This is a genomic window from Zoogloea dura, assembly GCF_012927165.1.
Classification (GTDB): Bacteria; Pseudomonadota; Gammaproteobacteria; order Burkholderiales; family Rhodocyclaceae; genus Zoogloea; species Zoogloea dura.
Map to the genome: position 1 here is coordinate 40,353 of NZ_JABBGA010000007.1, position 23,527 is coordinate 63,879.

At 61.5% G+C, this 23,527-nt stretch carries 19 protein-coding genes and 1 tRNA gene; 14 read left to right on the top strand and 6 right to left on the bottom strand.

The window, feature by feature from the left end:
* The first annotated feature begins 13 nt into the window (after nt 1-13).
* Entirely contained in the window at nt 14-724 is a 711-nt protein-coding gene (sfsA, locus tag HHL15_RS10565) for a DNA/RNA nuclease SfsA (protein ID WP_169145729.1), read from the top strand.
* 139 nt (nt 725-863) lie between these two features.
* Complete coding sequence (locus tag HHL15_RS10570) at nt 864-2,183, top strand: dicarboxylate/amino acid:cation symporter (RefSeq protein ID WP_169145730.1); 1,320 nt, start codon at nt 864-866, stop codon at nt 2,181-2,183.
* 72 nt (nt 2,184-2,255) lie between these two features.
* Here the strand turns inward: HHL15_RS10570 and HHL15_RS10575 are convergent, their stop codons facing one another.
* Nucleotides 2,256-3,134, bottom strand: a complete 879-nt coding sequence (locus HHL15_RS10575) for an outer envelope protein (RefSeq protein WP_169145731.1) — start codon at nt 3,132-3,134, stop codon at nt 2,256-2,258.
* A 421-nt stretch (nt 3,135-3,555) separates the two neighbouring features.
* Between HHL15_RS10575 and HHL15_RS10580 the strand changes: the two genes are divergently transcribed.
* The 4 genes from HHL15_RS10580 (at nt 3,556) to HHL15_RS10595 (ending at nt 6,386) form a co-directional block, all read left to right on the top strand.
* Nucleotides 3,556-4,596: an ABC transporter substrate-binding protein gene (locus HHL15_RS10580; protein ID WP_169145732.1), complete on the top strand. Its 1,041-nt coding sequence runs from the start codon at nt 3,556-3,558 to the stop codon at nt 4,594-4,596.
* Nucleotides 4,597-4,614: 18 nt separating this feature from the next.
* On the top strand, nt 4,615-5,394 hold the full coding sequence (locus tag HHL15_RS10585) for an ABC transporter ATP-binding protein (protein WP_169145733.1): 780 nt from the start codon (nt 4,615-4,617) through the stop codon (nt 5,392-5,394).
* 13 nt (nt 5,395-5,407) lie between these two features.
* Entirely contained in the window at nt 5,408-6,175 is a 768-nt protein-coding gene (locus HHL15_RS10590) for an ABC transporter permease (protein WP_206198710.1), read from the top strand.
* A gap of 126 nt (nt 6,176-6,301) precedes the next feature.
* Nucleotides 6,302-6,386, top strand: a tRNA-Leu gene (locus HHL15_RS10595).
* 233 nt (nt 6,387-6,619) lie between these two features.
* On the opposite strand, the gene HHL15_RS10600 is transcribed toward HHL15_RS10595, so the two are convergent.
* Nucleotides 6,620-6,946 (bottom strand): hypothetical protein, encoded by a 327-nt coding sequence (locus tag HHL15_RS10600; protein ID WP_169145735.1) that lies wholly within the window; start codon nt 6,944-6,946, stop codon nt 6,620-6,622.
* 206 nt (nt 6,947-7,152) lie between these two features.
* On the opposite strand from HHL15_RS10600, the gene HHL15_RS10605 reads away from it, so the two are divergent.
* The gene (locus tag HHL15_RS10605) at nt 7,153-7,812 is read left to right on the top strand and encodes a PEP-CTERM sorting domain-containing protein (RefSeq protein ID WP_169145736.1); all 660 of its coding nucleotides are present in this window, start codon (nt 7,153-7,155) and stop codon (nt 7,810-7,812) included.
* Here the strand turns inward: HHL15_RS10605 and HHL15_RS10610 are convergent.
* Entirely contained in the window at nt 7,787-9,706 is a 1,920-nt protein-coding gene (locus tag HHL15_RS10610) for a B12-binding domain-containing radical SAM protein (protein WP_169145737.1), read from the bottom strand. The two genes, HHL15_RS10605 and HHL15_RS10610, sit on opposite strands and share 26 nt — an antisense overlap.
* A gap of 55 nt (nt 9,707-9,761) precedes the next feature.
* Nucleotides 9,762-11,138 (bottom strand): GGDEF domain-containing protein, encoded by a 1,377-nt coding sequence (locus HHL15_RS10615; protein WP_169145738.1) that lies wholly within the window; start codon nt 11,136-11,138, stop codon nt 9,762-9,764.
* 246 nt (nt 11,139-11,384) lie between these two features.
* Between HHL15_RS10615 and HHL15_RS10620 the strand changes: the two genes are divergently transcribed.
* The 7 genes from HHL15_RS10620 to HHL15_RS10650 all read left to right on the top strand — a co-directional run bounded on the left by HHL15_RS10620 (nt 11,385) and on the right by HHL15_RS10650 (nt 20,486).
* On the top strand, nt 11,385-11,744 hold the full coding sequence (locus HHL15_RS10620) for a DUF805 domain-containing protein (RefSeq protein WP_169145739.1): 360 nt from the start codon (nt 11,385-11,387) through the stop codon (nt 11,742-11,744).
* 87 nt (nt 11,745-11,831) lie between these two features.
* Nucleotides 11,832-12,071, top strand: coding sequence for a hypothetical protein (locus HHL15_RS10625; protein WP_206198711.1), 240 nt, complete (start codon nt 11,832-11,834; stop codon nt 12,069-12,071).
* Nucleotides 12,072-12,338: 267 nt separating this feature from the next.
* On the top strand, nt 12,339-13,895 hold the full coding sequence (locus HHL15_RS10630) for a type I restriction-modification system subunit M (RefSeq protein WP_169145740.1): 1,557 nt from the start codon (nt 12,339-12,341) through the stop codon (nt 13,893-13,895).
* Nucleotides 13,892-15,151, top strand: a complete 1,260-nt coding sequence (locus tag HHL15_RS10635; protein WP_169145741.1) for a restriction endonuclease subunit S — start codon at nt 13,892-13,894, stop codon at nt 15,149-15,151. Before HHL15_RS10630 ends, HHL15_RS10635 begins: the two co-directional genes overlap by 4 nt.
* A gap of 1 nt (nt 15,152) precedes the next feature.
* Nucleotides 15,153-16,343, top strand: coding sequence for an AAA family ATPase (locus HHL15_RS10640; protein ID WP_169145742.1), 1,191 nt, complete (start codon nt 15,153-15,155; stop codon nt 16,341-16,343).
* Between the two features lie 4 nt (nt 16,344-16,347).
* Nucleotides 16,348-17,391 (top strand): virulence RhuM family protein, encoded by a 1,044-nt coding sequence (locus HHL15_RS10645; RefSeq protein ID WP_169145743.1) that lies wholly within the window; start codon nt 16,348-16,350, stop codon nt 17,389-17,391.
* A complete protein-coding gene (locus HHL15_RS10650; RefSeq protein ID WP_169145744.1) occupies nt 17,388-20,486 on the top strand; it encodes a type I restriction endonuclease subunit R in 3,099 nt (1,032 codons plus the stop codon). Before HHL15_RS10645 ends, HHL15_RS10650 begins: the two co-directional genes overlap by 4 nt.
* A gap of 52 nt (nt 20,487-20,538) precedes the next feature.
* Here the strand turns inward: HHL15_RS10650 and guaD are convergent, their stop codons facing one another.
* Nucleotides 20,539-21,888, bottom strand: coding sequence for a guanine deaminase (guaD, locus tag HHL15_RS10655; protein WP_328825021.1), 1,350 nt, complete (start codon nt 21,886-21,888; stop codon nt 20,539-20,541).
* Nucleotides 21,885-23,252, bottom strand: coding sequence for an 8-oxoguanine deaminase (locus HHL15_RS10660; protein ID WP_169145745.1), 1,368 nt, complete (start codon nt 23,250-23,252; stop codon nt 21,885-21,887). The genes guaD and HHL15_RS10660 overlap by 4 nt, the downstream gene beginning before the upstream one ends.
* Nucleotides 23,253-23,527 lie beyond the last annotated feature (275 nt).

The following is a 23,527-nucleotide window of genomic DNA, read 5'->3' on the forward strand; positions in this document are numbered from 1 at the left end:
GTCCGGGCGTGCCATGAAATTCACCGTTCCCCTCGTGGAAGGCCTGCTGCTGCGGCGCTACCAGCGCTTCCTGGCCGATGTCAGCCTGCCCGACGGGCGGGTCGTCACCGCGCACTGCCCGAATACGGGTTCCATGCTGGGTTGCAAGGAGCCCGGCAGCCGGGTGTGGCTGTCGCCCGCCGACAACCCGGCCCGCAAGCTGCCCTGGACCTGGGAACTGGTCGAAGTCGCCCCCGGCGTGACGGTGGGCGTGCACACCGGGCGCAGCAACGGCCTGGTGCGCGAAGCCATCGAGGCCGGCCAGGTGCCGGAGCTGGCCGGCTACACAGGCATCCGTCCCGAGGTGACGTACGGCGAGGGCAGCCGCATCGACCTGCTGCTGCAGGCCGCAGGGCGCCCGGACTGCTACGTGGAGGTGAAGAACGTCACGGCGGCGGTGGAGGGGCGGATCGGCTACTTCCCCGATGCGGTGACCACCCGCGGCGCCAAGCACCTGCGCGAGATGTCGGCCATGGTGGCGGCCGGCCACCGGGCGGTGCTGGTGTTCTGCGTGCAACGCACCGACGTGGACGGCGTGCGGCCCGCCGATCATATCGATCCCGACTATGGCCGGGCTCTGCGGGCGGCCCTCGCGACGGGCGTGGAGGTGCTTGCGCTGGGTGCCCGCATCGATGCGTATGGCATCGAGCTGGTCCGCCGGCTGGCGGTGGAGGTGCCCGGCTGAGCCTGTGTCTTCCTGCTTCTCCCCGTGTTACGGCTTTCCACAATAGGGCCGTCCACAATGGGGGAGCACACAATTTCGGTGCTCCGGTGATGGGCCTAATCTCCAGTCCATAGCCACATACCACCGGAGATGAACCGTCATGAAAAAGCCGTTTTACAAGGTACTTTACGTACAGGTGCTGTTCGCCATCGCCTGCGGCGTGCTGCTGGGGTATTTCGAGCCCAAGCTGGGGGTGGACCTGAAGCCCCTGGGTGACGGTTTCATCAAGCTGGTCAAGATGATCATCGCCCCGGTGATCTTCTGCACCGTGGTGCACGGCATTGCCGGCATGCAGGACATGAAGAAGGTCGGCCGGGTCGGCGGCAAGGCGCTGCTGTACTTCGAGATCGTCTCCACCCTGGCCCTCGCCATCGGTCTGCTGGTGGCCAACGTGGCCCAGCCCGGTGCCGGCTTCAACGCCGACGTGACCCACCTGGACGCCAAGTCCATCGAGAGCTTCACGGCCAAGGCCCACGCTCAGAGCACCACCGAGTTCGTGCTCAACATCATCCCCTCCACCTTCGTGGATGCGTTTGCCAAGGGCGACATCCTGCAGGTGCTGCTGCTGGCCATCCTGTTCGGCTTCTCGCTGGCCGCCATGGGTGAGAAGGGCAAGCCGGTGTTCGACTTCGTGGAGCAGATCTCCCACGTGATGTTCGGCATCGTCAATACCGTCATGAAGCTGGCCCCGCTGGGCGCCTTCGGTGCCATGGCCTTCACCATCGGCAAGTACGGCGTCGGCTCCCTGGTGCCGATGGCCAAGCTGATGGGCTCCTTCTACATCACCTGCGGTCTCTTCATCTTTGTCGTGCTGGGTGCGATTGCCCGCTACACCGGCTTCAGCATCTGGAAATTCGTCAAGTACATCCGTGAAGAGCTGCTGATCGTGCTGGGCACCAGCTCCTCCGAGTCGGCCCTGCCCCGCCTGATGGCCAAGCTCGAGAAGATGGGTTGCGGCCGCTCCGTGGTCGGCCTGGTGGTCCCCACCGGCTACTCCTTCAATCTGGATGGCACCAACATCTACATGACCATGGCCGCCCTGTTCATCGCCCAGGCCACCAACACCGAACTGACCTTGACCCAGGAGCTGACCATCCTGGTAGTGGCGATGCTTACCTCCAAGGGCGCCAGCGGCATCACCGGCGCCGGCTTCATCACCCTGGCCTCGACCCTGGCTGTGGTGCCCACCATCCCGGTGGCCGGCATGGCCCTGATCCTCGGTATCGACCGCTTCATGAGCGAGGCCCGTGCCCTGACCAACATCATCGGCAACGCGGTGGCCACCGTGGTGGTGTCTGCCTCGGAGAAGGAACTGGACCGGGATCGCATGGCCCTGGCCCTCGACGGCAAGCTGGAAGACGAGGTGGTTGTGGTGCCGGAACTGCCGGCGATTCAGCCGGAGCTGGCGCCCGCCCGCTGATTTCCGCTCCCGCAAAGGAGAAAGCCGGCCCGACGTAAGTCGGGCCGGCTTTTTAACGTCTTGGCGAAATGCTCAGAAGTGATACTCGACGCGGATCATGGTGGTCTTGGCGAAGGCTCCGTCGCCGGCCGGACCATTGTGATTGTTGCCGAACTTGTTGCGCCAGTACTGGTATTCCAGGCCGGCCTTGAAGGTCTTCGGGGCGGCGCCCAGGTGCGGGCTCACGTCGTACATGACCTGCATGTCGATATTGGTTTCGGCCGCCGTGTTGCCACCAAATTCATTCTTGCCCTTGGCGGCGATGAAATTGGCGAAACCCTCGAAGGACAGCGGCACCGGACCCAGGTTGAAGGGGATGCCCCAGGCCAGGTTGAGCATGGGGTGCGGATCGTAGCTGTAGCGGTCGGTCTGGGTGTGGCTGAACTTGCTGTAGGGGGCGTTGCTTTCCCACAGGTAGTAGAGGCCCACGTTGAGGAAGCCCGGCACATCCATCATCAGCGTGGGGCCGGCCACGATCATGCGTTTCTTGGAGTTGTAGCCGGCGTCGTTCTTTGTGTTCACATCGAAGCCGGCAGTCAGGCCGAGGCCGCGCACCGGGCCGAACTTGAAGTCGTTGCCGGTCACCTTGCCCAGATCGAGGGTATGGCGGTAGACGATGTAGATCTCCTGGGAGCCCGACTTGGAGCCCGGGGCGGATGGATCCTTGCTGTCGGCCATCAGCACGTCGGCGTTCAGGAAGTTGGTGCCGTACTTGTAGCCGCTCGCGTGGGTGAGGTTGACGATGCTCTTGGAAATGTCGTTTCTGCCGAAGGGTTCGGCGAAGTTCGCTCCCCAGCGATAGCCGATGGAGGTGTCGCTCCAGGTGGCTGCATGGGCCGTACCGGACTGTGCGGCAAGGGCGGACACAGCCAGCGTGGCTGCGGCGAGACACTTCTTCTGCGAGAACTTCATGGTGAGCTCCTGATTGGTCGATGCAAGTATCGGTCGGGGTGCCGCGCAGCAAGTCACGGCACAGCCATGGAACCGAATCTAGCAGGAGCGTGGTTCCGGGTTGGCGATATCCTTCATCACCAAATGGATATACTCATATGGTGGTATATCCATTTGAAAATAAACACTCTTTACGTATTGGTATATGTTTTTTGCATGCACGGGCGGGGTGCATGGAAGCGTCGCCCGCACCACCCGGGTGCGTATTTTCATGCCTGATCGGGCCGGATACCGCGGGTTTTCCCGTCCGGTGCTGGCACTGTTGCGTAATGTCATAAATATCAACATATAAAACAATGACTTGAACTCTGGCACGGAGGTTGCGAAGCAGGTGTTCAGCCCACCTGCGGCTTTCGCCCCTCATCTCCTGGAGTCTTCCGTCATGCCTCACCCCTTCAGCGCTTCCCGCCGCCTGTTGCTTGCCGCCGGTCTTGCCGCCGCCGCCATTCCTTTCCTGTCCTCGCCGGTTGTCGCGGAAGAACCGGTCAAGCTGAAGTTCACCCTCGACTGGCGCTTCGAAGGCCCGGCTGCGCCCTTCCTGCTGGCCAAGAGCAAAGGTTACTTTGCTGCCGAGGGCCTCGATGTGACCATCGACGCGGGCAACGGCTCGGCCGGTGCGGTGACCCGGGTCGCCACCGGGGCCTACGAAATGGGCTTCGCCGACTTCAATGCGCTGGTGGAATACGACGCCAAAACACCGGGCTCCAGGATCCAGGCGGTCTACATGGTCTACAACGCCACCCCGGCGGCGGTCTTCGTGCTCAAGAAGAGCGGCGTCACCAAGCCGGCCGACCTGGCGGGCAAGACGCTTGCCGCGCCCATCTTCGACGCCGGCCGCAAGGCCTGGCCGGCCTTTGCCAAGTCCAACGGGCTGGTGGTGGATGCGGTGAAGTGGCAGTCGGTGGATCCGGCCATCCGCGAAACCCTGCTGGCCCGGGGGGACGTGGACGGCATCACCGGCTTCTACTTCACCAGCCTGCTCAACCTGGAAGCCCGCGGCGTGAAGCCGGCCGACATCGTCGCCCTGCGTTACCCCGACCACGGCGTGGAGCTCTACGGCAATGCCATCATCGCCAGCCCCAAGCTGATCGCCGAGAAGCCCAAGGCGGTGGAGGGCTTCCTGCGCGCCTTCAACAAGGCTCTCAAGGAAACCATCGCCAAGCCCGAGGCCGCCATTCCGTCCGTGAAGGAACGCGACCCGCTGATCGATGTGCCCCTGGAAACCCGCCGCCTCAAGCTGGCGCTCGAGTCCAGCGTGGTGACGCCGGAGGTGAAGCAGATCGGCCTGGGGGCGGTGACCCCGGAACGCCTCAAGCGCTCCATGGCCGAGACGGCGGAAGCCTACGCGCTGCCCAAGGTGCCGTCCGCTGCGGAACTCTTCAACCCGGCCTTCCTGCCCGCCAAGGCAGAGCGCAGCCTGTAAGGCGGCCCGGGAGCGCCCATGTCCTTCGTCAAATTCGAGAACGTCGATCTCGCCTATGCGCCCGGTGGTGCGCTGGCCATCGAGGATGTCAGCCTGGATGTCCGCGAGGGTGAGTTCGTGGCGGTGGTCGGCCCCTCCGGCTGCGGCAAGTCCACCCTCATGAAGCTCATCTCCGGCCTGCGCATGCCGTCCGGCGGCTATGTGTACGTGGATGGCCGCCAGGTCGGCGGGCCATTGAAGATCGTCGGCATGGCCTTCCAGAACGCCAACCTGCTGCCCTGGCGCACCACCCTGGACAACGTGATGCTGCCGCTCGAGATCGTCGAGCCCTACCGCTCCACCCTCAAGAAGGAGCGCAGCCGCTACGAGGCGGAAGCGCGCCAGTTGCTGGCCCGGGTCGGCCTGGCCGGCTTCGAGGACAAGTTCCCCTGGGAGCTGTCCGGCGGCATGCAGCAGCGCGCCTCCATCTGCCGGGCGCTGATCCACCAGCCCCGCCTGCTGATGCTCGACGAGCCCTTCGGCGCTCTCGACGCCTTCACCCGCGAGGAGCTGTGGTGCATGTTGCGCGATCTGTGGCAGCTGCAGCCCTTCACGGTGATCTTGGTCACCCACGACCTGCGCGAGGCGGTCTTCCTCGCCGATACGGTGTACGTGATGAGCAAGCGCCCCGGGCGCATCCTGGTCCGCCGCGAAATCGAGCTGCCGCGTCCCCGCGACCTGGACGTGACCTATACCGACGCCTTCGCCGGCTACGTGCATGAGCTGCGCGAACACATCGGCCGCGTGCGCGCCACCTGAAAGGACTGATCCGATGCAACCCAATCTCGTGAAAGCCGCGCCCTGGCTGGTGGTGGCGGCCATGTTCCTGCTGTGGGAGCTGATCTGTCTCGGCTTTGACATCCCCGAATTCCTGCTGCCGGCGCCCAGCGCGGTGTGGAAGGTGGGCGTCGAGCAGTTCGAGCCGATCATGATGCACGCCACCCAGACCTTCCTCACCACCCTGGCCGGTTTCGCCATCGCGGTGGTGGTGGGCCTGCTGATCGGCATGGCGGTGGGCTCCTCGCCGCTGCTCTACCGGGCCATGTACCCGCTGCTGGTGGGCTTCAACTCCATCCCCAAGGTGGCCTTCGTGCCGGTGCTGGTGGTGTGGTTCGGCATCGGTACCGTGCCGGCCATCCTCACCGCCTTCCTGATCTCCTTCTTCCCGGTGGTGGTCAACGTCGCCACCGGCCTGGCCACCCTGGAGCCCGAGCTGGAGGACGTGCTGCGCTCGCTGGGCGCCTCGCGCCTCGACATCCTCGGCAAGGTCGGTCTGCCACGGGCCATGCCCTATTTCTTTGCGTCCCTGAAGGTCGCCATCACCCTGGCCTTCGTCGGCTCGGTGATCGCCGAGACGGTGGCCTCCAACCTGGGGATCGGCTACCTGATGATGTCCGCCAGCTCGTCCATGAACATGCCCCTGGTCTTTGCCGGCCTGATCGTCATCGGCGTGATGGGCGTGGTGATGTATGAACTCTTCGCCCTCGTCGAGAAGCGCATGACCGGCTGGGCACACCGCAATCCCAACGGCGCAGCCTGAGTCCGGCCCGCTTTACGCCTGAAACGGGTTGACCTTGGCGCAGATTCGGCTAAAATGCGCACCCTTCTGCGTCTCAGCTTCAATGGAAGCACGGTGTCCCGAGTGGAAGCCGTCAGACGCAAGAATGCCTTGGTGGTGAAATTGGTAGACACGCTATCTTGAGGGGGTAGTGTCGCAAGACGTGCGAGTTCGAGTCTCGCCCAAGGCACCAATTACTGTTCCGAAGAAGTCCAAAGCAGGCCGGCAAGCCCAGAGAAATCAAGGGTTCCGGCCTTTTTTGCGTCTAACCTGCACTGGGATGAGCTTCGGCACCGGTAACCGCCAGAGGGCTTCTCCCTGGAGGTGTGATGAAGGGAGTGCCCCTTTCGTGCATCCTGTCCAGAGGATCTGAAGGAACGCATTGAACGTGCAGCGAAAGGATGAGGACGGACTGAGTCCCGTTCTTCACGCCAGGGTTCCGCGTCCGCTCGCCAGCACCGCCAGGAACTTCGTCCGCGCCTGCTCCAGCTCTGCCTTGCCCAGCCCTTCGGCCAGCCGCAAGGCGATGGCATGGTAGGTCTCGAAGGCTTCGAGGACGGCTTTTTCGTCGAGTTTGCGGGTGCCGGTGTCCGACGGGGGAGGGGAGTAGCCATCCACCGGGCGCAGCGCCGCGTGGCGCGGGATCATGCGCTGGCCGCCCTTCTCGGCGGTGGCGGTGATGGGGCCGGTCTTGGTGTAGATCTGGCCTTCGTATTCGAAGCGGGCGCCGATGGGGAGGAGGTTGATCTTCATGGCAGGAGGCTGTGGGTCAAAGCCGACATTCTAAAGGGGCATCTCGTGGCCCGGTCATGCCGGGGAGGGGATCGGGTGGCCGGTTCGCTCCGGGATTTGCAAAATGCATGATACATTTATGCCCTTTGGGTGATTGCTGGGCGGGATCTTGCGTTCAGCCCCTGCCTGCGAGCGTAAAGCTCATACCCCTGATGGATATGCCCCTGATGTCATCCCTGATCTCCCCGCGTTGCTCTGCCCTGCTTGGCCAGCTCACGCTTGCATCGACGTTTCTTGCCCTGGGCGCGCCGGCCTCTGCCGTCGAGGTCCGTATCGATCCGGGGCGGAGTTCCGTGAGCTTCATCTCGACTGCGCCTCCGATCTGCGATCTGTCCGGTCAGTGTTCCGTGCCGACCCCATCGCAGGTCTTTTCATTGTCGGGCCATTTCGAGGTGGTCCGGGAGGCGATCTTCCTGCCCTCGCCCTTTGATCCGGCGAACGTCATCGACATGACCCTGATCCACTTCGATTCGGCGGTCGTCGATGCCGGGGGGGCGGCGGCCCTGGGTTTCGTGTTCCCGGATTTCGCCGGGGTGGTGGCCGGCACGCATGTCAGCGGCAGCGACGATGCCTGCGTGTTCTTCCCGGGGGTGTGCGTGGGCTGGAGCCTCTTCCACAACACCTATGAAGGAGACTTCGATGGTCAGACCCTGATCCTGACCGGGCAGTCGCCGCTGAACGGCTTCGAGTCCTTCACCTACAGCCTCGTTGCCACGACGGTGCCCGAGCCGGGGGCGCTGGCCTGCCTGCTGGGCGCCGGCCTGGGATGGCTGGCCAGCCGGCGGCGGGGCCCGGGGCGCGTCAATACCCCAGCGCGCGGGCGATGAAGTTCTTCGGGACGCGCGGGCGGGGCACCTTTGTACCGAACCAGCTGCGCACGTCCTGGTCCAGGCCGATGCCGTGCATGTAGTTGTAGAGGGCCTTGTTGAGGGCTACGCCGAGGGCGTCGTGGTCCACCCCGGTGGGGTCGATGAAGCCGACGTCGTTCTTGGCGAAGCTGATCGGCGGCAGGGGCTTGAGGCGGACGCCGTATTCCGCGGGGTTCTGTCCCACCGGTGAATGCACCGTGCACACGAAGCGGTGGAAGAAGCCGGACTGGATGCAGCCGGCGTCGAACAGCTGGCGCACGTATTCCAGCGCATCCACGGTGTCCTGCACGGTCTGGGTGGGGAAGCCGTACATCAGGTAGGCATGCACCAGGATGCCGGCGTCGCTGAAGCCCTTGGTGACGCGCGCCACCTGGTCCACCGACACACCCTTCTTCATCAGCGAGAGCAGGCGGTCGGAAGCCACCTCCAGCCCGCCGGAGATGGCGATGCAGCCGCTGTCGGCGAGCTGTTGGCACAGTTCGGGGCTGAAGGACTTCTCGAAGCGGATGTTGCCCCACCACGAGATCGCCCGGTTGCGCCGGGCCAGCTCTTCGGCGAGGGCCTTGAGCACCTTGGGCGGGGCGGCTTCATCCACGAAATGGAAGCCGGTCTGGCCGGTCTCGGCGACGATGGCCTCGATGCGGTCCACCAGCAGCTCGGCACCGGCGGCGTCGTAGCGCCCGATGTAGTCGAGGCTCACGTCGCAGAAGCTACACTTCTTCCAGTAGCAGCCATGGGCCACGGTGAGCTTGTTCCAGCGCCCGTCCGACCACATGCGGTGCATCGGGTTGAGCATGTCGAGGATGGACAGGTAGCCGTCGAGGGGCAGGCCATCCCAGGTCGGGGTGCCGACCTCGGCGAAGGGCACGTCGGGCTCGGCGAGGTTGATGTAGCGCACCGCGCCGTCTTCCCGCAGGTAGGTGCGCACCAGCCGGGAGCGGCCGCGCCTGCCGTCGAGGTGCTCGAGCAGGGCCAGCAGGGGGCGTTCCCCGTCGTCCAGGGTGATGAAGTCGAAATAGTCGAAGACGCGCGGCTCGGTGAGCTCCCGCAGTTCGGTATTGACGAAACCGCCGCCCAGCACGGTGACGATGGACGGGTCGTGGGCCTTGATGGCCTGGGCGATGCGGAAGGCCGCGTACACCGAGCCGGGGAAGGGCACCGACAGCAGCACGACCCGCGGCCGGTGGGCTTCCACGGTGGCCAGGGCGAGGCGCAGCAGGGTCTCGTCCACCAGCGTCGGCGGGGCGGCGAGAGCCTGGGCCAGCGGTTCGAAGCTGGGCTGGGCCATGGCCAGGGATTCGGCGTAGCGCACGAACTCGAAGCGCGGGTCGCCGGCCTCGCGCAGCACGTCGGCCAGATCGTTGAGATACAGGGTGGCGAGGTGGCGGGCCTTGTCCTGCACGCCGAGGGCGCCGAAGGCCCAGGCCAGCGGGTCGCCGCCGTCCGGGTCGTAATACACGTCCAGCGACGCAAAGCGCGGCCCCTCAGGCAGAAAGGCGCGGCTGGCGATGCGGTGGGCGAGGGTCGGGTCACGCCCCTGCAGGAAGGCGATGACCGGGCCGACGGTGGCCCGATAGCGTTCGAAGGCGGCTTCGAAAGTCTGCAGGGTGGGGCTGTGTTTCTTGCCCGGAAGCGCCCGCGCGGCCTCCCGCAGGGCATCCAGCCCGGCCGGCGAGAACAGTTCCAGCACCAGCTTGAGGGCCAGGTCGTCCTGCACCGCGTCCACCCCGCGGCTGCGCAGGAAGCCGGTGAGGTAGGCGGTGGACGGGTAGGGCGTGTTGAGCTGCGTCATCGGCGGGATGAGCGACAGCACGCGGAGCGCGGATGCGCTGGCGCCGGAGGTTTCGGTCATGGCGGAAGCCGGGCGGACGGCCCGGCGGGTGGAGCATTGCGGAGCACGAATGATATCAGGCGCTGGAGACCCGGTTCCGGCCGGACTCCTTGGCGCAGTACAGCGCCTTGTCGGCGCGTTCGATGATCCGCTGGTAGTCCGGGTGGCCATCATTGGCGGCAAGGCCGATGCTTACCGTGACCCGGATGTTGCGCTCGCCCGACAGGGGGATGTCCAGCTCGCCAATGCGCCGGCGCAGCTTGTCGGCCACCGCCCGCGCCCGCTCCTCGTCGATGGCAGCCAGCACCGCGAGAAACTCCTCGCCACCGTAGCGGAAGACAAAGTCGCCCCCCCGCACCTGGCTCATGATCTGGCCCGCCACATGCTGCAGCACCCGGTCGCCCGCGTCGTGGCCGTGCTCGTCGTTGACCCGCTTGAAGTGGTCGATGTCGAGCATCAGCACGCAGAAGCTCTCCTCGTTGCGTCGCGCAAGGCCGATCTCGCGCTTGAGGATGGAGGGCAGGAAGCGCCGGTTGAAGAGCTGGGTCAGCACATCGCGGCCCACGTCCAGGTCCACCAGGCGGTCGAACATCGAGCGCAGCAGGAACTTGATCTCGTCCACCTCCACCAGCACGGCCTTGGCCAGGGCCCGGTTGGCTTCGGACTGGAGATCCTTGTCACGCCCGAAGACGAGCTGCGGAAAGAGGGATTGATCGATGCGATCGACGCACTCGATGATCAGCGGCAGCTCCCGCGTTTCGTCGAAGAGCAGCGGCGCCTTGTGGTTGAGCCACAGGCCGAACTCGGAGTCGGCCAGGCTGGACATGTCGTCGAAGGACGAGCCGGCGGCGAGCAGGCGGTAGAAGCGGGCCTCCCACTCCAGCACCGCCACCGACTGTTTTTCGCGTTCCAGGGCAAGGTCCCGCCCGGCCGCGAACATGCGGTAGGCCTCGTCGGTGCGCACGCTGCGCTCGGATGACTGGATGAAGGCCGCACTCATCTCCTCGAAGGCCACGTCGGTCAGGCGGTCCACGTAGAGCACCGCGCTCACCAGCTCGTTGCGGCCCAGGGGCGTGGCGAGCAGGCGCGTGTTGATTTCGTGCTTGAGCAGGCGCAGCCCGCGAGCCACCAGGTTCACCGGGATCTGGGCGCGGGCGTGCACCTCGCCCACATGCCGCTGCAGGGCCAGCGCACCGGCCAGCTCGTCCCGGCTGGTATGCCCGAACAGCACCCCCAGCCAGCGTTGCAGCCCCGGCTTGAGACGGGCCTCGACGGTGGTCACGGAGAGGAAGGGCTGGGCGCCCTCGTCCTCGAGCATGAAGCGGTAAAAGGTGGCGGCAAGGTCGGCCTTGTCCTGCGCAACGATACGGGCCACCTCGGCACGGACCTCGGCGGAGCAGGTCTCGGTGAGGACTTGCCAGGTCTGATCGACGAGGTGGGCGGTGTGAGGCATGAGCAGGCTCCCGGGCTATTTATTGTTATCGGACCAACAACATAAGGAGCCTGGACCAGGGGCGCAAGGGCCTGCAAGGATTTGTTCGGGCCGGGCGCGACTGAATTCACGGAGCGGCTATTCGTATTGGATTTTTCCTGGCGGGTGAGCCGGTGGTGACGCCAGCCAGCCGTGCGTTACGGCGGCGACGCCATGCTATGGTGCTGAAAGACCCGACCCGTTCTTCTCTCGCACAAGGAGCTTTCCATGGAGTGGTATCTGAAGGCATTTCGCCAGTACGCCGATTTCAAGGGGCGTGCCCAGCGCAAGGAATACTGGATGTTCGCCCTCTTCAACCTAGTGATCATGATCGTGCTGACCCTGGTGGGCGGCGGTGGCGAGGGCGGCCTGGGGGATGTGCTGTCCGGCCTCTACAGCCTGGCGGTGATGGTGCCCAGCGTGGCCGTGACGGTCCGCCGCCTGCACGACATCGGCCGCAGCGGCTGGTGGGCCCTGCTGATGATCGTGCCGCTGATCGGCGCACTGATCCTGATCTTCTTCGCCATCCAGGACAGCCAGCCGGAGGCCAACGAGTACGGGCCGAATCCGAAGGCTGTCCCTGCCTGATAAACTGATGACGATTTAGAGCGATTCAAGAACCGCTTTGAGCGCCAATATCTGCAGATCGTGGACATTCCCTGCGCTCTGAGATCGATGAATCCGCATACCCATGCCACGCGCTATTTTGTTGATCCGGGCCTGCTGCGCAGCCTCAAGTTCGCCGGGGCGACCACGCTCAAGCGCATCGAACCACATCGCCTGACAGCCCTAGTGCTTGAAGACCAGCAGTGCTACCCCGGATCTGCGATCAGCGATATCCACAAGCGCGTCGGCGGTGAGATTCACCCCAAGCAGGTCACGCGCTCACTGGAAGAACTGGTCGAACGCGGATAGCTGCGTTTTGAGGGCAACAGCCGCTGGCGGCGGTACTAGGCGTTGAGATGAACGGGCTATCGGACAACTCATGCCCTATCGGTGATGGATGGGCGATAGAGCTTGGGCGATAGTTCAGCATCGGCCTGATGAATCAAACGGCTTCTATCTTCCAGGCAATAGTGTTTGGGAGATAGAACTCGAGCATGGTGCCGCAGCAACCTGGTTCCTTTGGCTCACGCCCCGTGCTTGAGTCGAACCAAATGAATTGAAACTGGACTTTTTACGATGACAAGCATCCAACAACGCGCCGAACTGCAACGCCGAATCTGGGGAATCGCCAACGAGGTGCGTGGCGCGGTCGACGGTTGGGATTTCAAGCAATACGTGCTCGGTTCCCTGTTCTATCGTTTCATCAGCGAAAACTTTGCGGCATACATCGAAGGCGGTGACGACAGTATCAAGTATGCCGAACTGTCCGATAGCGTCATCACCCCGGAGATCAAGGATGACGCCATCAAGACCAAGGGTTACTTCATCAAGCCCAGCCAGCTATTTGTCAACGTGGCCGCCAAGGCCAGTACCAACGAAAGCCTGAATACCGACCTGGCCAAAATATTTGCCGACATTGAAGCGTCCGCCAGCGGCTACCCCTCCGAGCAGGACATCAAAGGCCTGTTTGCTGACTTTGACACCACCAGCAATCGCCTGGGCAACACGGTCAGGGACAAAAACACCCGCCTGGCGGCTGTGCTCAAAGGCGTGGCCGACCTGGACTTTGGCAACTTTGACGACAGCCAGATTGACCTGTTCGGTGACGCCTATGAGTACCTCATCTCCAACTACGCCGCCAACGCCGGCAAGTCCGGCGGCGAGTTCTTCACGCCGCAGAAGGTCTCCAAGCTGATCGCCCGCCTCGCCATGCACGGGCAGACCAGCATCAACAAGATTTACGACCCGGCCTGCGGCTCCGGCTCACTGCTGCTGCAAGCCAAGAAGCACTTCGATGAACACATCATCGAAGACGGCTTCTTCGGGCAGGAACTCAACCACACCACCTACAACCTGGCGCGGATGAACATGTTCTTGCACAACGTCAACTACGACAAGTTCAACATCCAGCTGGGCGACACCCTCATCGAGCCCCACTTCGGCGATGACAAACCGTTTGACGCCATCGTCTCCAACCCGCCCTACTCGGTGAAATGGAAAGGCTCGGACGACCCGACCCTGATCAACGACGACCGCTTTGCCCCAGCCGGTGTCCTCGCGCCCAAATCCAAGGCCGACTTCGCCTTTGTGCTGCATGCGCTCAGCTACCTCTCGGCCAAAGGCCGCGCCGCCATCGTCTGCTTCCCCGGCATCTTCTACCGGGGTGGCGCCGAACAGAAGATCCGCCAATACCTGGTGGACAACAACTATGTGGAGACGGTGATTTCGCTGGCCTCCAACCTGTTTTATGGCACCACCATCGCGGTGAACATCCTGGTGCTGTCCAAACACAAAACCGACACCACCATCCAGTTTATCGACGCCAGCGGCTTGTTCGATAAGAAAACCAATAACAACGAGTTGTCCGACCAGCACATCGAAGAGATCATGCAGGTCTTCGACAGCAAGGTCGATGTCGCGCACTTCGCCAAATCGGAGCGCTTTGAAGCCATCGTGGCCAACGACTACAACCTGTCGGTGAGTAGCTATATCGAAGCCAGGGACAGCCGCGAGGTGGTGGACATTGTCCAGCTCAATGCCGAACTGAAAACCACCGCGTCCCGGATCGACCAGCTGCGTAAGGAGATTGACGCCATCGTGGCCGAGATCGAAGGCGAGGAGCTGGAGGCATGAGCAGCGTGGGCTTTATGGAGAAGCTGCTGGATGGGGGCGCGGTGGAATGGAAGGCATTGGGAGATGTAGCGGAATATTCGCCGACGCGAGTTGATGCTGCAGAACTAGATGCGACTTCATTCGTAGGAGTAGATAACCTTGTCGCTGACAAAGGCGGGCGAGTTAACGCAACCTACCTGCCTAACACGGAGCGTTTGACGGCATACGAACCGGGAGACATCCTGCTCGGCAATATTCGCCCATACCTAAAGAAGGTTTGGAGAGCGACAAACTCGGGCGGCTGTAGCGGTGATGTACTTGCCGTACGCATCCAGAACAAGAGAAAATCATTTGTAGACTCGAAATTTCTCTATTGTCTTTTGTCTTCAGATGAGTTTTTTGCGTACAGCATGCAGAACGCAAAAGGCGCAAAGATGCCACGCGGGGATAAATCGTCAATATTAAATTATCGAATTCCCATCCCTTGCCCAGAAAATGCCAAAAGGTCACTTGAAATTCAGGCCGAAATCGTCCGCATACTTGACTCCTTCGCCGAGCTTACCGCCGAGCTTACCGCCGAGCTTACCGCACGCAAGAAACAATACAGCTACTATCGAGATAAGTTGTTAAGCTTTGAAGGCGGAAATGTCGAGTGGAAAGCGCTGAGCGAAATCGGGGAGTTTATTCGCGGCAAACGCTTTACGAAGGCTGATTATGTCGAAGACGGAATCAGTGTCATCCACTACGGTGAGATCTACACTCGGTACGGCGTGTTTGCAACCTACGCACACTCTCAGGTCAGAGACGATATGGCTGAATCGCTGCGCTATGCAGAGCCGGGCGACGTGGTGATCACCGATGTCGGCGAGACAGTGGAAGATGTCGGCAAAGCTGTGGCATGGCTTGGTGACGGAAAGGTTGCCATTCACGATCACTGCTATGCTTTTCGGCACGCTATGAATCCGAAGTTTGTCTCCTATTGCATGCAGACCGCCTCATTCATTGCCGAAAAGGCGAAATATGTTGCTAGGACCAAGGTCAATACCCTGTTGATCAATGGCTTTTCCAAGATTTCTATTCCTGTTCCGTATCCGGATGACCGCGAAAAGTCTCTCTCTGAGCAAGCGCGAATCGTCGCCATCCTGGACAAATTCGACGCCCTGACCCACTCCATCAGCGAAGGCCTGCCCCGCGAAATCGAGCTGCGCAAGAAGCAATACGAGCACTACCGTGACTTGTTGTTGAGTTTTCCCAAGCCGAAAGAGGTAGGGGCATAACATGGGCAAGACGCTGACCGAAATCTCTCAGCAGTTGAGAGCCGCCAATAAAAAGGTGCAACTGATCTATGCCTTCAACGGCACGGGCAAGACACGCCTGTCGCGGAAGTTCAAGGCCGACGATGATGAAGAAGCCGATCAAGCCGAGTTTTCGCGCAACAAGATGCTGTATTACAACGCCTTCACCGAAGACTTGTTTTACTGGGATAACAATCTGGCGCTGGACGCCGTGCACAAGCTGAAAATCCAGCCCAACTCGTTTACCGACTGGGTACTGAAGGACCAAGGGCAGGACCAGAATATCATCACGAACTTTCAGCGTTACGCCAACGACAAGCTCACGCCGCGATTCAACGAAGAGTACAAAGCCAAAGGCGAGGACGATAAGGAGGTCACGGTTAAAGCGTTTTCGGAGGTGACTTTTTCGCTGGAGCGCGGCGATGATGAGCGCACGGATAATTTGAAAATATCCAAAGGTGAAGAAAATAGTTTTATATGGAGTATTTTCTACTCTTTGGTAGAGCAGGCGATTCTCACACTCAATGATGTTCAGCCTGACTTCCCTGAGCAAACCCCATTTGACAGCTTGGAATATGTATTCATTGATGATCCTGTCAGCTCTCTGGATGACAATCACCTGATTCAGCTGGCCATAGACTTGGCGCAACTTATTAAATTAAACAAATCAAATATCAAATTTGTCATCACGACACATAGTCCACTTTTCTTTAACGTGCTATGCAACGAGTTCGGTAGCGATGAAAAAACCGATCGTTATAGCTGGAAATCGAAATGGTTCAGCAAGTCACGATTAGAGAAAGATAGCGATGGCAGTCTCAATCTTTCAGAGCAGCCAAACGATTCTCCGTTCGCCTATCACCTGCACTTGATTGCTTTGCTTGAGGAAGCGATAAAGACCGGACAGATTGAAAAGTATCACTTCAACTTGCTAAGAAATGTCCTAGAAAAGACAGCAACATTTCTCGGCTACAAGAGGTGGGAGCTCCTTCTGCCAGATAAGAGCGACGGCCTGCCTGATCCGGTTGCAAAACGAATAGTGAATTTTTCAAGTCATTCAAAGCACGCTGCCGAAGAAGTAGCTCCGCTGAAACCTGAGGAGAAGCAGATTCTGGTGAGGTTGGTGGAGCACATCATCAAGAGCCACGGCTTTTGGCAGCAGAAGGAGGGCTGAGGGCATGAACAAAGGCCCCCTGAGCCTGCAGGACCAAACCACTGAGTTCCTGCTCTACACCGCCCCCAACGGCAGCATCAAGGTTGAGGTTCTGCTCAGCAATGAGAGCATCTGGCTGACCCAGAAGCGCATGGCCGAACTGTTTGGTGTCGGCGTTCCGGCCATTTCCAAGCATCTGAAGAATATCTTTGACCGTGGTGAACTGGCAGAAGAAGTGGTTGTTTCCATTTTGGAAACAACCACTGAGCACGGTGCGGTGGCAGGCCTGACCCAGACGCAACAGGTCAAGTACTACAACCTCGATGCGGTGATTTCAGTCGGTTACCGGGTGAACTCGGCGCAGGCAACCCAGTTTCGTATTTGGGCCACCCAGCTGATCAAGGAGTACATCATCAAGGGCTTTGCCATGGATGATGAGCGGCTGAAAAATGGCCGCTTTTTTGGTAAGGACTATTTCCGTGAGTTGCTGGAGCGGGTGCGCTCCATTCGCGCCAGCGAGCGGCGGATTTATCAGCAGATCACGGATATTTTTGCCGAGTGCAGCAAAGATTACGACCCGAAGTCTGAAACCACTCGTCTTTTTTACGCTCATGTGCAGGACAAGTTTCATTTTGCGATTACCGGCCACACGTCAGCAGAAATAATTTCGCTGAAGGCTGATGCCAGCAAGCCCTTGATGGGCATGAGCACGTATAAAAATGCACCGGGTGGGCGGGTGCTGAAGTCCGATTCGCTTGTGGCCAAGAATTACTTGAGTGAAGAGGAAATCAAGAAGCTTGAGCGGGCCGTCGCCGCGTTTTTTGATTACATCGAGGGTATCATCGAGCGGCGAAATACCTTCACGATGGAGAGCTTTGCCGAAAGCGTGAACAAGTTTCTGTCTTTCAATGAATACCAGATTCTGGAGGGATACGGATCAGTCAGCCGAAAGCAGGCCGATCAGAAAGCCATTGCGGAATACGAGAAATTCAACAAGCAGCAACGCATCGAATCTGACTTTGATCGTGAAGTGAAAAGACTGCTGAAAAAGAAGGGCGCTGAAGAATGAGCGACTACAAGACCATTGCCGAATCGAAAAACTTCATTGTCCTGGATAAGTACGTCAAAGAATGGCAGGCGAACGAAAGCTACCAAAGCGAATACGATCTGGAGCGGGAGTTCATTCAGGATTTGCAGAGTCAGGGCTATGATTATGCGCCCGGCCTGAACACGCTGGAGAAGCTGCTGGCCAATGTGCGCGGCGCTTTGCAGGTGCTGAACAATGTGCAGTTTTCCGATGGCGAATGGCTGCGTTTTGTGGAGACCTGGCTGGACAAGCCCAGCGATGGCATCGTCGAGAAAACCCGCAAGATTCACGACGACTACGTACACGACTTTGTCTTTGACGATGGGCATATCCAGAACATCTACCTGCTGGACAAAAAGAACATCGCCCGTAACAAGATGCAGGTCATCAAGCAGTTTGAGCAAGCCGGCTCACACGCCAACCGCTACGACGTGACCATTCTGGTCAACGGCCTGCCGCTGGTGCAGGTGGAGTTGAAGAAGCGTGGTGTGGCGATCCGCGAGGCTTTCAACCAGGTGCATCGCTACAGCAAGGAGAGTTTCAACAGCACCCAGTCCCTGTTCAAGTACCTGCAGCTATTCGTGATCTCCAACGGCACTGACTGCCGCTACTTCGCCAACACCACCCAGCGCAACAAGAATAGCTTCGACTTCACCATGAACTGGGCGAAGTCGGATAACGGCTTGATCAAAGACCTGAAAGACTTCACCGCTACCTTCTTCCAGAAAGACACGCTGCTGAAGGTGCTGCTGCGCTACTCGGTATTCGATACCAGCAACACGCTGCTGGTGATGCGCCCGTACCAGATTGCCGCCACCGAGCGCATTCTGTGGAAGATCAACAGCGCTTGGCAGGCCAGGAGCTGGAGCAATACGGAAAGCGGTGGTTTCATCTGGCACACCACCGGCTCGGGCAAGACGCTGACCAGCTTCAAGGCGGCTCGGCTGGCCACTGAACTGGAGTTTATCGACAAGGTGTTCTTTGTGGTGGACCGCAAGGATCTGGACTACCAGACCATGAAGGAATACCAGCGCTTTTCACCGGACAGCGTGAATGGCTCGGACAGCACCGCTGGCCTCAAGCGAAATCTGGATAAGGACGACAACAAGATCATCGTCACCACCATCCAGAAGCTCAACAACCTGATGAAGAGTGAGAGCGATCTGCCCATCTACGCTAAGCAGGTGGTCTTTATTTTTGACGAGTGCCACCGCAGCCAGTTTGGTGAAGCGCAGAAGAACCTGAAGAAGAAGTTCAAGCGGTTCTACCAGTTCGGTTTTACCGGCACGCCGATCTTTGCGCAGAACGCGTTGGGTGCCGAAACCACCGCCAGTGTCTTTGGCCGCGAACTGCATTCGTACGTGATCACCGATGCCATTCGGGACGAGAAGGTGCTGAAGTTCAAGGTGGACTACAACGATGTGCGCCCGCAGTTCAAGGCCATCGAAACAGAGAAGGACGAGAAGAAGCTGAGCGCTGCGGAGAACAGGCAAGCCCTGCTGCACCCCGACCGCATCCGCGAGATCACGCAGTACATCCTGAACAACTTCCGGCAGAAGACGCACCGCCTGCAAGCGGGTGCCAAGGGTTTCAACGCCATGTTCGCGGTGAGCAGTGTGGACGCGGCCAAGCTGTACTACGAGTCGTTCAAGGCACTGCAAAAGGACAGCGACAAACCCCTGAAGGTCGCCACCATCTTCTCGTTTGCCGCCAACGAGGAGCAGGATGCGGTGGGCGACATTCAGGATGAAAGCTTCGATGTTTCAGCCATGAGTGTCAGCGCCAAGGAGTTTCTGAGTGCGGCCATTGCTGATTACAACGCGCTGTTCAAGACCAATTTCAGCGTCGACAGCAACGGCTTTCAGAACTATTACCGCGACCTGGCCAAGCAGGTGAAAGCCAAGGAAATCGATCTGCTGATCGTGGTCGGCATGTTCCTGACCGGCTTTGATGCCCCCACGCTGAACACCTTGTTTGTAGATAAGAACCTGCGCTACCACGGTTTGATGCAGGCCTACTCGCGTACCAACCGCATCTTTGATGCCACCAAGACCTTTGGCAATATCGTCACTTTCCGTGACCTGGAACAGGCGACTGTCGACGCCATCACCCTGTTCGGCAACAACAACACCAGGAACGTGGTGTTGGAGAAGAGCTACAAGGAATACATGGAAGGCTTCACCGATGTAGTGACTGGTGAGGCGAGGCGGGGCTTTGTGGAGGTGGTGAGGGAGTTGGAGCAGCGCTTTCCTGACCCCTCGGCGATTGAAAAGGAGTCCGACAAGAAGGCCTTCGTCAAGCTGTTCGGCGAGTATTTGCGCGTTGAAAACGTGCTGCAAAACTACGACGAATTTGCCAGCCTGAAAGCCTTGCAGAGCGTCGATATGGACGACCCGGTTGCGGTTGAGGCGTTCAAGGCCAGGCATTATCTAAACGATGAAGACTTGGCAGTGCTGCAAGCCATCAAGATACCGGCTGAACGGAAAATTCAAGACTACCGTTCAACCTACAACGACGTTCGCGATTGGCTGCGTCGGGAGAAGTCCGGTTCTGAAAAGGAAAAATCCACCATTGACTGGGATGACGTGGTCTTCGAGGTGGACCTGCTGAAGTCACAGGAGATCAACCTGGACTACATTCTGGAATTGATCTTTGAGCACAATAAAAAGATCAAGGACAAAGCCTCGCTGGTCGAAGATGTACGCCGGGTGATTCGCGCCAGCCTGGGCAATCGTGCCAAAGAGAGCTTGCTGGTTGATTTTATTAATCAAACCGACCTGGATCGGATTGGCGATAAGGCCAGTGTGATTGATGCCTTCTTTACCTTCGCACAAGCGGAACAGCAGCGCGAGGCGCAAGAGCTGATCAGCGACGAGGGCCTGAATGCAGAGGCTGCCAGGCGCTATATCACTACCTCACTCAAGCGAGAGTTTGCCAGTGACAGCGGCACGGAGCTCAACGCCGTCTTGCCCAAAATGAGTCCGCTTAATCCGCAATATCTGACCAAAAAGCAGAGCGTGTTCCAGAAAATCGCTGCATTTGTTGAAAAGTTCAAACGCGTGGGTGGGCAAGTCTGATTGAGGCGCATGTCCTTCGGCGGCCTTCCCGTCGCCGCGCATCCGGCTACCCTCAAACCCCCAGGCCGCCCGGCCACGTCTTCTCCCCCAGCACATACGTCCCCCTCACGCAGCGTTCATCCCCCAGGATCATCAGCGCGAACAGCCTTTCGGCAAGTGTCCGGGTGCTGTCCATGCGCCAGGCCAGCTCGGGGGTGGCTGTCCAGTCGAGTACCGTGAAGTCGGCTTCGCGGCCGGGCTGGAAGCTGCCGATGCGGTCGTCGAGGTAGAGCGCACGGGCGCCGCCCAGGGTGGCCAGGTACCAGCCGCGCATGGCGGATAGCGGGGTGTGGTGGATCTGGCTGGCTTCATAGGCCTGGCCGAGGGTGCGGATCAGGCTGAAGCCGGTGCCGCCGCCCACGTCGCTGGCCAGGCCCACGCGCATGCCGGCGGCGCTGCTGGCGGCGTAATCGAAGGCGCCGCTGCCCAGGAAGAAGTTGGAGGTGGGGCAGAAGGCTGCCGCCGCGCCGGTGGCGGCCATCTGGCGGCGCTCGGCGTCGGACAGGTGGATGCAGTGGCCGTAGATGCTGCGTGGCCCGAGCAGGCCGTGGTGGGCGTAGACGTCCAGGTAGCTGGCGCGCTCGGGGAACAGGCTTTTCACCCATTCGATCTCGGCCGGGTTCTCGGCCAGGTGGGTCTGCAGGTGCAGGTCCGGCCGGGCGGCGAAGAGCTCGCCGGTGGCCTGCAACTGCTCCCGGGTCGAGGTGGGGGCGAAGCGCGGGGTCAGGGTGTAGCCCAGGCGGCCCTTGGCGTGCCAGCGCTCGATCAGGGCCAGGCTGTCGGCGCGGCCGGACTCGGCGGTGTCCTGCAGGGTGTCGGGGCAGTTGCGGTCCATCAGCACCTTGCCGCACAGCATGCGCAGCTTTTTTGCCTCGGCCACCCGGAAGAAGGCGTCCACCGAGTGGGCATGCACGGTGGCGAACACCGACGCGGTGGTGGTGCCATGGGCGAGCAGGCGGTCCACCACGTAGGCGGCGGTCTGCTCGGCGACCGAGTAGTCGGCGAAGCGGCGCTCGGCGGGAAAGGTGTAGTCGTTGAGCCAGTCCAGCAACTGGCGGCCGAAGGAGCCGATGACGCCGGCCTGGGGGTAGTGGATGTGGGTGTCCACCAGGCCGGGCAGCACCAGGTGGTCGCGGTAGTCGTGGAAGTCGGCGCCCTCGCGCACGGCGGGCGGCATGTTGGCCTGGATCGCGGCCCACGGGCCGGCGGCGTGGATGCGTCCGTCGATGATCCACAGGGCGCCGTCGTCGAAGAACTCCCAGGCGGTCGGGTCGTCGCCCGGGCCGGGGTCGGACAGGTAGTGCAGCACCTGGCCACGGACCAGGACGTGGTGGCCGGCGGCCAGGGTTTGTTGCTGGATCACAGGGCCTCCGCGAGCTGGCGGGCGAGGTGGTTATGGTGGCTCACCACACGGGGCAGGTCCACCGTCTGGAGCGTGCCGTCCTGCACCACCCAGCGGCCGTTGATGAGGCTCAGGTCCACTTTCTCGGGGGCGCAGAATACCAGCGCCGCCACCGGGTCATGCACCGCGGCGCCGGAAAGGGCCAGGGTGTCGCTGCGGAAGGCGATCAGGTCGGCGCTCATGCCGGGGGTCAGCGCGCCGATGTCGTCACGGCCGAGCACCCGGGCGCCGCCCAGGGTGGCCAGCTCCAGGGCCTGGCGGGCGTTCATGGCTGCCGGGCCGTGGCCGACCCGGGCCAGCAGCATGGCCTGGCGGGCCTCGCCGAGCAGGTCGGCGCCGTCGTTGGAGGCCGAGCCGTCCACCCCCAGGCCCACCGGCACGCCGGCCGCCCGCATTGCCGGGATGGGGGCGATGCCCGAGGCCAGGCGCATGTTGGAGCAGGGGCAGTGGGCCACCCCGGTGCCGGTGCGGGCAAACAGGGCGATGCCGGCCGCGTCGAGCTTGACGCAGTGGGCATGCCATACGTCGTGGCCGACCCAGCCGAGGCTCTCGGCGTACTCGGCCGGGGTCATCCCGAAGCGCTGGCGGCTGTAGGCCACGTCGTTGTCGTTCTCGGCCAGATGGGTGTGCATCGACACCCCGTAGCTGCGCGCCAGCCGCGCCGATTCGCGCATCAGGTCGGTGCTCACCGAGAAGGGCGAGCAGGGCGCCACGGCGATGCGCAGCATGGCGTGGCGGGCCGGGTCGTGCCAGGTCTCGATGAGGCGGCGGCTGTCGGCCAGGATGGCGTCCTCGTCCTCCACCAACTCGTCGGGCGGCAGCCCCCCGGCCGAGCGGCCCACGCTCATGCTGCCGCGGCAGGCGTGGAAGCGCATGCCGATCTCGCTGGCGGCTTCGATGCTGTCGTCCAGCCGGCTGCCGTTGGGGTAGAGGTAGAGGTGGTCGGACGAGGTGGTGCAGCCCGACAGGATCAGCTCCGACATGGCGGTGAGGGTGGACACCCGGATCATCTCCGGGGTGAGCCCGCCCCACAGGGGGTAGAGTGTCTGCAGCCAGCCGAACAGCTCCGCGTCCTGGGCCCCCGGCACCACCCGGGTGAGGCTCTGGTACATGTGGTGATGGGTGTTCACCAGGCCGGGCAGCACGATGCGCCCGCGCAGGTCCTGCACCTCGTCGGCGTGGTCGGGGAGCTCGGCGGTGGGGCCCACGGCTTCGATCACCCCGCCGCGGATGAACACCGCGCCGTCGGGGATCTCGCGGCGGTGGAGGTCCATCGTGACGACCAGGTCGGCGTGGCGGAGGAGGAGGGTCTTGGTGTGCGGCATGGTCTCGGTGTGTCCGTTGATCCTGTGGTGGGTGGGGCCGCCTGGGGCTTTATGGGGACCCGCCTTTGCTGGGCGGCGTTCCTTTGTTCTACGTTGGATTGGCCGGGAATTCGCCCCGGCAGGCGACCCCTTTCTTTGCGTCGCCAAAGAAAGGGGGAAAGAAAGGCGACCCGGCTTCCCCGGTCGTCCGCGTAGCGGACGACTCCCCTGCGCTGCTCGTATGGTGCGGCCGGCGCGGAACTCGTCGGCTACGCCTCCTCAGACAGCCGCGCCGG